The organism is Phycisphaeraceae bacterium (assembly GCA_020851465.1).
GTDB lineage: Bacteria > Planctomycetota > Phycisphaerae > Phycisphaerales > Phycisphaeraceae > JADZCR01.
Genome location: JADZCR010000006.1, coordinates 99,470 through 112,863 on the forward strand (window position 1 = coordinate 99,470; position 13,394 = coordinate 112,863).

At 55.8% G+C, this 13,394-nt stretch carries 10 protein-coding genes and 1 tRNA gene; 8 read left to right on the plus strand and 3 right to left on the minus strand.

Annotation, left to right across the window (positions count from 1 at the left end; translation table 11 throughout):
• Positions 1-73: 73 nt before the first annotated feature.
• From IT444_06910 to secD, 8 genes are all read left to right on the plus strand, one after another.
• Positions 74-568 (plus strand): biopolymer transporter ExbD, encoded by a 495-nt coding sequence (locus IT444_06910; GenBank protein ID MCC7192498.1) that lies wholly within the window; start codon positions 74-76, stop codon positions 566-568.
• A gap of 51 nt (positions 569-619) precedes the next feature.
• A complete protein-coding gene (locus IT444_06915) occupies positions 620-1,183 on the plus strand; it encodes a biopolymer transporter ExbD (protein MCC7192499.1) in 564 nt (187 codons plus the stop codon).
• Between the two features lie 60 nt (positions 1,184-1,243).
• Positions 1,244-4,174 carry a hypothetical protein gene (locus IT444_06920; GenBank protein ID MCC7192500.1) on the plus strand — a complete coding sequence of 977 codons (2,931 nt, stop codon included), beginning with the start codon at positions 1,244-1,246 and terminating at the stop codon, positions 4,172-4,174.
• Positions 4,175-4,306: 132 nt separating this feature from the next.
• Complete coding sequence (locus IT444_06925; GenBank protein MCC7192501.1) at positions 4,307-4,828, plus strand: NUDIX hydrolase; 522 nt, start codon at positions 4,307-4,309, stop codon at positions 4,826-4,828.
• Complete coding sequence (locus tag IT444_06930) at positions 4,825-5,748, plus strand: rhomboid family intramembrane serine protease (protein ID MCC7192502.1); 924 nt, start codon at positions 4,825-4,827, stop codon at positions 5,746-5,748. Before IT444_06925 ends, IT444_06930 begins: the two co-directional genes overlap by 4 nt.
• A gap of 123 nt (positions 5,749-5,871) precedes the next feature.
• On the plus strand, positions 5,872-7,032 hold the full coding sequence (tgt, locus tag IT444_06935; protein ID MCC7192503.1) for a tRNA guanosine(34) transglycosylase Tgt: 1,161 nt from the start codon (positions 5,872-5,874) through the stop codon (positions 7,030-7,032).
• Between the two features lie 104 nt (positions 7,033-7,136).
• Positions 7,137-7,598, plus strand: coding sequence for a preprotein translocase subunit YajC (yajC, locus tag IT444_06940; protein MCC7192504.1), 462 nt, complete (start codon positions 7,137-7,139; stop codon positions 7,596-7,598).
• 59 nt (positions 7,599-7,657) lie between these two features.
• Positions 7,658-11,209, plus strand: coding sequence for a protein translocase subunit SecD (secD, locus tag IT444_06945; protein ID MCC7192505.1), 3,552 nt, complete (start codon positions 7,658-7,660; stop codon positions 11,207-11,209).
• A gap of 92 nt (positions 11,210-11,301) precedes the next feature.
• On the opposite strand, the gene IT444_06950 is transcribed toward secD, so the two are convergent.
• The 3 genes from IT444_06950 to IT444_06960 all read right to left on the minus strand — a co-directional run bounded on the left by IT444_06950 (position 11,302) and on the right by IT444_06960 (position 13,390).
• Entirely contained in the window at positions 11,302-12,186 is an 885-nt protein-coding gene (locus IT444_06950; GenBank protein MCC7192506.1) for a class I SAM-dependent methyltransferase, read from the minus strand.
• A gap of 38 nt (positions 12,187-12,224) precedes the next feature.
• On the minus strand, positions 12,225-13,163 hold the full coding sequence (locus IT444_06955) for an MBL fold metallo-hydrolase (protein MCC7192507.1): 939 nt from the start codon (positions 13,161-13,163) through the stop codon (positions 12,225-12,227).
• Between the two features lie 146 nt (positions 13,164-13,309).
• Positions 13,310-13,390: transfer RNA gene (locus IT444_06960), tRNA-Cys, on the minus strand.
• Positions 13,391-13,394 lie beyond the last annotated feature (4 nt).

Below are 13,394 nucleotides of genomic sequence, written 5' to 3' on the forward strand. Positions count from 1 at the left end.
TGCCTCACGCTGGCGTCGTCTTAATTAATAAGTTTCCTTGACTTGATTCCTTGGTTTCACCCTGATTTTCACCATGGCGAAGCGCAAGAAAACCGAGCTGCCCAAGGCGGAACTCAACATCACGTCCATGATGGATCTGGTGTTGAATCTGCTAATGTTTTTCGTGCTGCTGGCGAATTTTTCGATGGCGGAGCTTCCGCCGATGACTCCGCCCAATCCACTTTCGTCAGAAGCGCGCCCCAGCGTTGAACCTGACAAGGTCACTGTAAACATCATCCCGGAGCTTGACGCAAGCGGCCAACCAACCGGGGCGGCACGGGCGATCAAGTTTGGCTCCAATCAGGAGCTGGCTCCACAGGAAACCGCCCGACTGACGCAACTGCTTGCTTACGAACGCGAAAAATCACTGCGTGATGTAAAAGAAAAAGATCGTTCCGCCGCACGCGGTGTCACCGTGGATCTCCGTGCTGATCAAGCTCTCCGTTACGATCAGGTGCAGCCGGTGATGGCTGCGATCCAGCGGGCGGGTATACGACAGATCAATCTGGTGGCCGCAGTGAAAAACTGAACCCGGTATTCGCGCCGTTGCCGCACAGTAACCGGTAGTCCTGGAGAAACGATGTCAGTCACTCCTCCCAAGTCGAATCAGCCGCATGAGTCGCAGGCCGCCGCACACGAGGAGGCGCCCAAGCGAGTCAAAAAACATAATCCCAATATTCGTGTGGCAGCACTCAACATTACGTCCTTCATGGATTTGACGTTTAACCTGCTGCTGTTCTTCGTGCTCACCGCCAATTTCGCCTCTGCCGAAGGTGTGCTGTTGGCCACGCTACCCAAAGGCAGCGGGGGCGGCGGCGAAGCGATACTCGATACCCCTGACGAGACCCCGCCTGATGATCGTCCGCCCGTTCGCATTTTCCTCCAGGCGGTGCCCGGTGCCGGTCAGTCCGCATTCATCCGCATCGAAGGCGTACCCACGAGTCCGGGTCAGGATTATGAGCAGTTTTACCAGATGCTCAAGCAATGGCGACGGGATCCGAGCAACCCCAACGGCGCGTATGAGCCGGACCAGCCGATCAACATTCAACCTGACCGAAACTGTTCGTGGAATGACGTGGTGAACGCATTCAATGCCGCCATTCGCGCTAAATACACGAGTGTCGGCCTGTTGCCAGCGTCGTAACGCGCACCTGTCACTCCGCGAGGGAAACCGGAAGGATCCGAATAGCTGTTCGAGCCATCCATGAAGCATATTGCCCGCTTAGTCGTCGCCGTTACTTTGTTCACCGCTTTGATGGTGCAGCCTGCTTTCGCACAACTCTCCCGTCTCGATAAAAACACACTGGTCGATGGACTTCGCCGGGAAAAGATGGGCGAGTTGTTAAAGCATCTGGCCGAGACGGATCCGCAGTTTAAGACCGACAAGATGTTCGCAAGCAACGTGTTGATCGCGCAGCTCATGCTCGATTACACGATCAAGGGAACAGCTGCAGGACAGGAACCCGACCCGGTCAAGGCCGCCGAACTGCGTCAGGAAGCACTCGATGCATTTACCCAGGCTCTTGATGCGCGACGTAAACTCATCGCGGATTTCAGGGATAACGATCAGCGGCCGATTTTCCAGACCCAGCTTGCTGAGCAGATTCTGTTCGACGGTCTGCAAAACGAACAATTTGCCGCGGAGTTTTATGACGTAGGTGTCCCCACGCAGGCCCAGCGTGATCGATTTGAAAAACTGGTGGCGGAAGCTCTGGTCTCCCTCACGGATGCAGACCTTCGATTTTTTTACCTTCAGGGGCAACTGCCAAAAGAAAAAGATCACGTCGATAAGCGGGTCAACACCGGTTTGTGGGATCGGATGATTAACGATTACTACAAACTGCGCACTCAGCTTTTCCTGGCGCAGGCGGCCTATTACACAGCTTTGCTTCCCGACAGCCATCCGTACTACCAGAATCTGGGCAAGGATCCGCTGATCGGCGCTGTGCAGAAAAAGACACCCGCGGAGGAGCGGGCGCGTCTGCTGGCACTGGTTGTCGAACGCAGTCAGCCCTTCATTGACGATAAGAGTGATAAGTTCGAGATTCGTCGTGAGTCGATGTCGATTGTCGCACGGGCATTGGTGCAGGCGGGAAAAACCGCCGAAGCCACCGCCATGCTTGATGAATTGCTTGCCCCGTCAACCGAACAGAATGATCTGATCAATCTGGTGTTGACAGCAAAGAAGTCGCAGCTTCTCGATGCGACAAAGCAATCCGATGCTGCGATCCAGTTGTTGCACGACCGGGCGTTGCGTCCGCCAGCGGGTAATTCGCCGACAGGATTGCTGTTTCGTTTGCTGCTCGTTGATGCGGAGCACCGCATACTTCGTCGTGCCGCCGAGGCCGCCCCGCCCGATAAGCGAATGGCCGAGATGGACAGGGCATATCGTGTCTATTTGAGATTTCTCGACGATCCCGCGATTGGTGAAAACAAAGAGCCGCTGCGGATGTACATCTATCGCCGTTGGGAGGCGAACATTCCCGCCGGTGCAGACCTGACGAGTCTTCCTCCCGTGGTCGTCGGTTCAGTGGCGGAAATGGCGAGACTAGCCGGCGCGGACCTGCTTGCCGAAGGTAAGCCGGAAGAAGCGCAGAAGAAATTTGAGCGCAGCGTTGAGGTCGCCAATAAACTTCTAGAGCGAAAGCAGCTCGATCCAGCCGTCGAAGCTAACGCGCTCTACAGCAAAGCCTACGCGACCTATGTTCTTAATCAGAGCAACGATCTCAAAAAGCTGGAAGTCATCGGCATCATCACCGACATGGCTGAGCGATTTCCGCGACAGCCGTTGTCGGAATCGGCGATCGGAAGTGATGCTGTTCCGTTGGCGCGTTACATGTTCGAGCAGGAAAATCATCCTTCCGCCACAGGTGAAGTCTATGACAAGGCGATGAAAGTTCTGCTCAAGAATTACGGAGTCAGCAAGGCCGCGGATGATCAACGCCTGCCCTATGCGGAATTGATCCTCCTGCCGCAGGGACGCTATGTAGAAGTTGCGGATGTACTCAAGGGAGTGCCTCGTACGCATCCGGATTATTTCCCCTCGCAACGGCTGCGTGTTTTCTCGATGCTCCAGGTTTGGCGCGAAGCGGTCAAACCTCAGCCGGAGAGCACCCAGCCGCCTGCGCCTGTCGAAGGGCAGACAGCCGTTGCTCCGCCCAAGCCGGAGGAGCTTGCCAAGGCAACGACGGAAGCCGCATTGCAGCTCATGCAGGAAGCCGACGCAGCACTTGCCGGAGCACAGGATCAGGAAACTCGCAAGCGCATCCTCCAGGCTGCCGGTTGGTCACGGCTGGTTCTTTTTGATGTCTCCGTCGAAGCGGACAAGGACATTCCGAAGGGACTCGAATACTTCCGGGATTTCGATCGTATTTTCGCCACGGACAAGGAATTGATCAGTCAGATGCTTCAGCGGCGGATCACCGCTTACCTGAACATCGATCGTATTGATGACGCGGTATCGGAAGCGTCATATATGTTTGATAACTTTCCTGATGCCGCTGCGCCTGTCGTCGAGCAGGTTGTCGCCAAGCTCGATACGCAGATGGATACGCTCCGCCGCGAAGCCGCTGCGACTAATGTGGACCGCATCCGTGAAGAAAAGACCGCTCAACGCAAGGCCCGCGCTGATGCAGCGGTGAAGATGTCGGAATTGCTCCTGACTTGGGCGAAGGATCCCAAGAAGGGTTTGACGCCTGAGCAAATCCTGCCGGCCCAGTTGACTTATGTGAAGTCTCTTCTGATGGCTGGTCGCCCTGGAGAAGCCCTGACGATCGTCACACCGTTGGAAAAACAATTTCCCAAAGAAGCACGAGCGATTCTTTACAAGTCCGACGCCATTTTCGATTCGGGTGACAAGTCGCGGCTGGTTGAGGCTGCCCGTGGCTACTCGATGATTGTCAAGGACATCAAGCCCGACAAAGGTGGCGTCTATCCGCCGATCTGGTGGGGAGCGATGCTTCGCCGCCTCCAGATCAATCTGAAACTGGAGGAAAACGTCGAGGATGTTCCGGTGCGCATCCAGGCACTGCGTCTTCGGGACCCGAATCTGGGCGGTGACCTCTTTAAGAACGACTACGAAACACTCGACGCCAATGCAAAGCGTTGGATCTCAGCTCATCCCGGGAAGAAGTGAGAATCGTCACTATCTGAAGCTGCTCTCATCCACGCAATAAAGTGTGTTGGGAAAGGTATGCCGTTCCCGACTCGTTGGTGGAAAATACGACTCGCTGCTCCCATCCACGCTGGGTTACCTACAATTCCCCGCATGCTTCCAAAATATCTCCGGTCAGCGAAGATCGTTTTCAAAGGCAAGCGTTTTGACATTGCCCGTACGAAGGGCAGACATCCGCGAGAAATCATCGTGCATCCTGGTGCCGTGGTGATCCTGCCGTTTCTGGACCGCGAGACCGTGGCATTGATACGTAACGAGCGCGTGGCTGTCGGCGAAAAATTGTGGGAATTGCCTGCCGGTACACTCGAACCGGGTGAGCCGCCTCTATCCTGCGCCAGGCGTGAGTTGATCGAGGAGACCGGCTATCGCGCCAAGCGCGTCCGTCAGCTGACGATGTTCTTCACCAGCCCTGGAATTTGCACGGAAAAGATGTTCGCATTCGTGGCTGAGGGATTGGTTCAGGTCGGTCAACATCTGGATGAAGGGGAAAAGATCACAGTTGAACCGATGGGCCTGTCGAAAACGTACGACATGGTAAGGCGAGGAAAAATCCGTGACGGCAAAAGTATCGCGACGTTGCTCTTTTATCGCTCGTACCTCGAGGGTGAACGATGAGTTGGCAGGACCGGGCCTACAACCGCGAAGATCGCGAAGGTGATCGATCGTTCTCGATGAGCGGTTTGGGTGGACGTTCCGTCACGACATGGCTGATAGCAATATGTATCGCAGTGTTTGTGATCGACGCATTGACGGGGCGCATGGCTGGACGGTCGCATGCCATCGGTAACGGCCTGCTCACGGAATGGGGATACTTTTCCGCAGGTACACTTCAGCGGTTTCAGCTCTGGCGGATCATCACCTTTCAATTTCTGCACGCCGATATTCTGCACATCGCGTTCAATATGTACTTTTTGTATTTCTTCGGTCGAATCGTAGAAAGCGCGCTGACCCCGCTTCGCTACCTTGCGTTTTATCTGCTCTGTGGAATAGGCGGAGCTGCACTTTACATGGGACTCTTGGCGTTGGGTGATGCGACTCAGGCGACGCATGTGCCGTTTCTCCTTTTTGGAAATCCAAACACACCGCTCGTGGGGGCGTCTGCTGGTATTTTTGGTGTCATGCTGGCTGCGGCTGCGCTCGCTCCGCACCAGACGGTTTCACTGATTATCCCGCCCATTACTCTGCGCCTTCGCACATTGGTTTACATCCTTGTTGCGCTGGCAGCTTTTTTCGTGATGGTGGACAACCAAGGCGGTGAAGCGGCGCATCTAGGCGGTGCGTTAGTCGGTGCGTTACTGATTCGACGGCCAGGGTGGCTTGCTTTCGCTGAGTATCCCAAACGGTTTCTCCCGCAACGCAGAAAGCAGAGTCGCTGGCAACGTAAGCTCAAAGCAATGCGAACAAGCGAGGAGAGTGAGCAAGCTGAGGTGGATCGGATTCTCGATAAGGTCCGCCAGCACGGCTTGCACAGCTTGTCACGCAGTGAAAAAAAGGCCCTCCAGCGGGCGACTCAGCGACAGCGCCAGACCGGATGACTGATCGATGGATTGGGATTGATCGCGTATCTCTTTCCGTGGTAGAGGTGATTCTGCTGCTGACATCAGGTCCCGCGGATCGTTACTCCAAAAGTATCCTCGCCGATGTCTTATGATCTGCGCATGTCCGCACCGCTACGTTATGAAAAACTCGCTGCTGCCTCCGACTGCCGCGCTCGGTTGGGACGGGTCACGACGCCGCACGGTTCGTTTGATACTCCGGCATTTATGCCCGTCGGCACACAGGCGACCGTCAAAGGGATCCTGCCCGCAATGGTGCGAGATATCGGGGCTCAGATCATTTTGTCCAATACGTACCATCTGTTGCTGCGGCCTGGATCAGAACTGATCGCAGGGATGGGCGGCTTACACTCGTGGATGAAATGGGATCGGCCGATTCTCACGGACTCCGGTGGATTTCAGGTATTCAGTCTGGCAGATATCAATCGCATCGGAGAGGCAGGCGTTACCTTCAAAAGTCATCTCGACGGTGCGACGATCGAGCTGACTCCTGCTCGCAGCATCGCGGTGCAGAATCAACTCGGTGCCGACATCATCATGGCTTTTGATGACTGCCCGCCAAGCAGGGTGGATGCTGCGAACCAGGAAAAGGCTGACGAAGAAAAACAGACATCACTCCGTATCGCCGCTGCCGTTGAGAGATCGGCTCGGTGGCTCAGTCAATGTGTGGCTGCGCATGGTCGGAAGACGGATCAGGCGCTCTTTGGGATTGTGCAGGGTGGAACAGACCTGGCCTTGCGTACGCGATCTGTTGAGCTGACGCTCGAACACGACCTTCCCGGCTATGCGATCGGCGGTGTGGCGGTGGGGGAGACGTTTGAAGATCTCAAAATCGTTGTTGAACACACTGTATCGTTGTTACCAGCCGACCGGCCGCGTTATCTCATGGGGGTTGGCTACGAACGTGATATTCTGGCCGCGGTTCGCGCAGGCGTGGATATGTTTGATTGCGTGTTGCCGACACGCAATGGACGAAATGCCAACGCCTTTACCCCGACCGGGCGGATGCGGCTGCGCAACGCAGCGTATGCACACGATCCGTTGCCCATCGATCCGTCGTGCGATTGTCCAGCTTGTGGGGGAGGATTTTCGCGGTCTTATTTGCGCCACCTGTTTATGGCCGGCGAAATGCTCGGACCAATCCTGGTCAGTGCCCATAATCTCCGGCATTTCCAGCGGTACCTTCTGGACATCCGGCGAGCTATCACCGACAATAACTGGTCTTTAATCAACCGGCACTGGCCGGTTGCCGGATCACTGTAAAACGTCTTTTTGTGAGCGTTTTTCCGGTTGGAAACAGACGCATTAAGCTCCCGGCAAATATCGCTGGGGTACTTACGGTAATCGCAATTATCTCTGGAGCCACTATGTTTGACTATTCGTCACTGACTTTGGTGCTAACCGGAACCGCCGACCCGCAGCCTACCGCTCCGTCCAATCCCGCTTCGGTTCAGAACACCAATACTTCGCAGCAGCAGTTGCATCCAACTACACAGGGCAGCGGTCAGACACAAAGCAGCGGCAGTCCGTTCGGGATGCCCATCTTCCTGATCATCATGCTGGTGCTGATGTATTTCCTGATGTTCCGAGGCCCGCAGAAGGAAAAGAAACGTCGCGAGGCACTCCTGTCCGCACTCAAGAAGGGAGATAAGGTTTTAACCGTTGGCGGGATGATCGGCACCATCATTGAACTCAATGAGAATGAAGTGATCCTCCGATTGGATGATAACACCAATGCCCGCGGCCGCTTCACACGCATGGCGGTTCAGCAAGTCATCGAACCACGTGCCAACGGTGAAAAGACCGAAGTTCCCGATAAAGCGCAATAACCAACTTCATCACGATCCGCCTGCGGCCTGCCGGGGCGGCGCAATCATCCTGAAAAAATATGGAAAAAGTACCCCTCTGGAAGCCGCTGCTGATCATCGCGATCATCGCGTTTTGCGCGTATGTTCTTCATCCGATTGAGCGCACACTCAAGCCTGGCCCCGACCTGGCTGGCGGCACGACACTGGTCTATCAAGTCGATACCGCTTCAGGCGGCGATGCCAAACAGGACATCGAAGATACGATCGCCGTTTTGCGAAACCGCGTGGATCCGCTTGGTCAGCGCAATCTGATTTGGCGTCCGACCGCCGGCTCGCGAATCGAAATCCTCATGCCTCATGCTTCGACTGAGACGCGAGACCTGCGTCGTCACTACACCGAGGCTCGTGATGCACTGCTGAGCGGCAACCTCTCCCGGACACAGTTGGAAGCGGCACTCCGTTCTCCTGAGGCGGAGCGGTCAGCGCTCTTTCGTACATGGGCTGGCGGTCATCCGGATCATCTGAAGGTATTTGAGGATGTAAGCAAAGCCTACGCCGATCTCGAAGCCGCTCGCGTCCCTTACAACGAAGCACAGCGGCGACATAAAGCACTGGAAGCATCGGTTTCGACGCAACCGACAACCTCCCCATTTGACAGCAAGATCACCAACCCGGAGTTGATCTCTTCCCAGCACGAATTGACACGGCGGACGAGGGCATTCATTGCTGCTCGTGATCGCTATAACGCAGCGATTGAAGCGGCCTTGGTGGGTAACGTGGATTCGAGCGAGCTGGATCGCTTGTTCGCGATGCCGAAAAAACCAGTCTCAAGTGACCCTAATGCGGAGACATTCCGCGAAAAAGGATTGCATGAACTGATTGCCAAGCATCCGACCCGTGAGGCTGCGCTCCGTCATCTGGCGACGAACTACGAAGCCTACGAAGCGGTCAAGGGAGCACTCGAAGATCCCAGTGACCTCCAGCAGCTCCTCAAAGGTTCAGGTGTTTTAGAGTTCCGCATTGCCCCGGCGCCGGGTGAGGTGGCCGACCTGCAAACCTATCGGGATCAGCTTCGGGAAAAAGGGATTCGTGGCGTTACGGGGACAGCCTACCGCTGGCTCGCCATTGATGATCCGCTGACATTTGCCGACGGGAAGAAATTTCAGGAAGCAATGATGGCCAATCCGGAGGGCTACTTCGCCAGCCGCGGCCTCATTGCCCAGCGCGATCGTGACGGCGAGACGATTTACATGCTTCTGCATAACACGCCTGATGCCGCAATGATGCACGGGCGAGAAGCGTGGGCATTGACTGACGCATTCAAGGATCAGGATCAGCGCGGATACCCCGCGGTCTCTTTCCGTCTCAACGCCGTGGGTGGACGGCTCATGGGGCAGCTTACCACGGACCATACCAATAAGCCGATGGCGATCGTGCTCGACGGTCGCGTGATTTCCGCGCCGAATATCAATGAACCGATCCACGGCAGCGGGATCATCACCGGGCGTTTTGACGATAAAGAAATTTCCTATCTGGTCCGCACGCTCAAGGCTGGTTCGCTCAAAGCGAGGCTCAGTGACGATCCCATCAGCATTGAAACGACCGGGCCGACATTCGGCAAGGAAAACCTCGATGCGGGTCTACGCGCGGCCTGGTGGGCTACGGGCCTGATCTGCGCCTTCATGCTGATTTACTACTGGATGCTGGGTTTCGTGGCGGTATTTGCGCTTGTCGTCAATATCGTGCTGACTTTGGCGGTGATGGCGATGACCCACGCGACCTTCACGCTTTCAGGTATCGCGGGAATCATTCTGACCATCGGTTTGGCGGTCGATTCCAACGTGCTGATTTACGAGCGCATCCGTGAGGAGCAGTTACGCAAAGCCTCGGTCCAACGTGCGGTCAAGCTGGGGTTTGAGAAAGCATTTGCAACCATCATCGACTCCCACATTACTACGCTGATTACCTGTGTGATTCTTTTCTACACAGCGACCGCCGATGTTAAGGGTTTTGCGGTGGCGCTCGGTATCGGCCTGGTTGCCAACCTGTTCACTTCGGTCTTTTGCAGCCGTGTCATCGTTGATCTCTATATCCAGATTTTCAAACCGCACAGCATCAAAACGCTCACGACAGAATTTCCCGCGATTCACCGGATTTTCGAGCCTAATATCGACTGGGTTGGGAAGCGTTATTTTTACGTCGGTATCAGTGCGGTTCTGACGCTCGGCGGGCTCGTTGGCATCTGGGTGCGTGGCGCGGATTTCCTGGATATCGAATTCCGCAGCGGTACGCAGGTGACTTTCGAGTTTGCTAATGATCCGGCGACAGGTAAACCCCGAACTCTCACCGCGCATGAGGTTCGTAAAAGACTTGAGGAGGTTGCCGCGACCGATCCCAAACTTAAGCCTCTCGCCGACGCCACCCCGGTGACGGTTGGAGCCGTTGAAGACGGCAAAGCCAGTACCTTCACGATCCAAACACTCTTGACCGATGAGCGGGCGGTGAGTCGTGCGGTCAAGACCGCCTTTTCGGATCTGTTGGAGGAGACGCGCCCGTTGAAGTTCGTGGGTAGTGAGTCAAAAGAGGTACTACCCGAAGGAATTGTCCGCCCGATCAAGGTAACATCGCTCGGAGTGAACATCGGACGGCCAGAAATCGAGACGGATGTCTCGGCGTTCCTGGGCGGTGTGGTGATTGTGCTTGACCAGCTTGAGCCGGCAACAACAACACAGCAGATATCTGACCGCATCGGTCGAATGCAGTCACAGCCGGGCTATGAGTCGGGCGGATATCGACCCTTTACTGTGATTGGCTTGGATCTGGCTCCCGGCGGCTCGCCGGAAAAGCCGCTCTATCGCTCCGTGGCTGTGGTTGCTCGGGACGAGCGCACCAATTATGCGGATGAAACCGGCAGCGGATCAATCACGACCGACTTTACGAACCCGCAAGGTTTGGCGGCAACGGAGTGGAAACTCGTGCATGATGCGACTCAGCAGGATACGAGTCTTGCTGGTGTCACCAAGTTTGACTCGCAGATTTCGACCACGATGAAAAATCAGGCCATCGTCGCGGTCATCCTGAGCTGGCTCATGATTATGGCCTACATTTGGTTCCGCTTCGGCAGCCTTGCGTATGGTGCCGGTGCAGTTCTGGCTCTGATCCACGACGTGATTACCGCTATCGGTCTAGCAGCCTTGACCGTCTATTTCTGGGATACCGCAGTGGGACGCGCACTGCTGATTACGCCTTTGCGCGTGGATCTGGCGATGGTGGCTGCGGCGTTGACGCTCATCGGATATTCGGTCAATGACACAATCGTGGTTTTTGATCGCATCAGGGAAAATCGCGGTCGCCTTGCTTATGCCTCACCCAAGGTCATCAATGACTCGATCAATCAGACCATCAGCCGCAGTGTTCTGACGGTGGCGACGGTGTTGATCGCGGTGCTTGCCATGTATGTCGTGGGCGGGCCAGGCATCCACGGATTTTCATTCGTGATGCTCGTGGGCGCGCTGGTCGGGTGTTACTCCTCGATCGCGGTGGCATCTCCGATCCTGCTATTCGTCCGCAGGAAAGAAAAACCTCATTCCACCAAGGCAGCCGAGACAAACCTGCCAAGCCCAACGACCTGACTTAAGCAACCTCCGTTCACAGTACCGACGTTTAGGTTGTTGATGGCTGTCGTGTGCGATTGCTTTGATGAGGGCTACCCCGTTCGCCAGCATCATCGGGTGGACATGATCTTGGGTACATAGATGTCGTAGCGAAGGCTTTTGCCTTTGTGGCTGGTTGTGGGTTTGTCTCGCAGAGGACCAGCCTTGAGGGGTCGCTTTACCACGACACGCTTTCGGGCGACGAGGATTGCCCAGTCAAAAAGCTCCCCGGCGTCAAGATCATCACCCACCAGCCGACGCGCAACCTTCATCGGTTTTCGCTCAGCAGTTTTTCGCGTGGCAGAGTCGGGAAACATCGGGTCCAGAAACACAACATCCGGCTGAAGGAAATCCTGCATAGCAGGGGGCAGATCACTTCCTGGAGTCTCCGGGTCAGCGCCGCCGCGAGCGATTCGACGGAGCATGTGTCGGGCGTCCGTCTGCACCAGATGTAACCGTGAAAGAACATCGGGATGTTCTGCGCCGGCTCGGAAAAGACCATCACGCAAGAGGGTCGCCATGATTTTATTTCGTTCGCAGGTCAATACGCTGCATCCGAGTGATGCAAGCAACCAGGCGTCTTCACCCCAACCCGCAGTGGTATCGATCACAGTCAGTGGCAAGTCGGATCGCTTCTTCAAGCCGACAGCTTTGGCAATGGGTTGCGAGAGACTACGGCCGGCACCGGAGGTGGTGTCCACCTTCAGGAGATCCACAGATACCGGGTTGCCGCCTTTGATCGTTGGATCACCCTTGAGGACTCGCAGCGCAAGTCGATCCGAACTGACCACCAGCAACATTTCAAAATGAGTCCGGGTCGGTTTTTCCAGGAAGGGCAGACTCAGATCGACAGCCAATCGAGCCGCAGCCTTGAGGAGATTGATGTCTTTTGGCGGATCGGCACACACACCGATGAGCGGCGGGGTATCGGTCTCGATACGTCGTGAATCGGTCATACGTACATGATAAGCCAGCCAGGGAAAAGGACGCGGTTTTACCCGTCGCTTTCCTCTGAGGTTGCCGGTTCCACGCCGCCTCCAGCCGCGACTTGCTGCTCATAACGCAGGCGGTTGGTTCTGCCGTCCATCAGCATGTGTAATCGTCCACGATCCGATACCCCCAGCGCTGTTTCGATCTGTTTACGAGCATGCCCCATATGTGTCCGCCGTGACAGGTGCGTTAGGATGACGGCTTCTGCTTTCGAACGCTTAAGCAATTCGACCACATCATTGAGATGCAGATGCCTGCCCACCGTGGCGCGGCTGACGTGATCGGGCTCGGTGAAAGTACATTCGGTAATCAGAATTTTTGCCTCAAGCACGTCAGATCGCTCGAAATGAGGCCCCCACATCGTGTCGCCGGTGTAGCAAACCAGCGGAATTTCCAGAGCATGCGTGATTTCGTGACCTTTCTTTTTGAGGCCGATGAGCTGTTCCTGTGAAAGGCTCGCCAGCTCAGGCTTGAGCTTGCTGCGGCGCTCTACGATCACGAAACCCAGCGAGGGCACCCCGTGATTAGTGGCGAAGGCGCGTAGGAAGATATTGTTTTTGATTTCGATTTCACCTTCGGGGGCAAGTGCGATCACATGGTATGGCGTGCGCTGCGCTTCGATGTCCACCCATGCACGCATAAGGTTGTGAATCGGCTGTTCCAGTGCGGGATGGACGATGACCTTACCTGCCCCCATGCCTTGAAAGACGCGCTGCGAAAAGTAATACGCCAGACCTGCGGAGTGGTCCATGTGACCATGCGTCAGCGCAACGTGATTGCTGGATAGTGCGGCTCGCGGGCATCGGCCGATGTCAAAACATATATCGAGTTCGGGGATTTGTACGACTGATTCCTCCCCGGCAATCGACAAGCCCTGCACACGGAAGGGGGGGACATAGAGGAATCCCAGTTGTGGTCGTCGGGAGGGTTCGCGAGGGATCATGAGTTAGATCAAAGTGCAAGGTTCAACAGGCAAAGTGCGTGGATGCGCGTGCATCCGGTCAGCAGGCCAGGCGTGGAAGAACAGGTGAAGTATTGACTCTTAGGTCGTGACTTTGCATGTTGAACATTGCACCCTGAACTTCCAACAGGCCGCGGTGGGATTCGAACCCACGAAGCTTTCGCAACGGATTTGCAATCCGCCCCATTAGTCCACTCTGGCACGCGGCCGCGA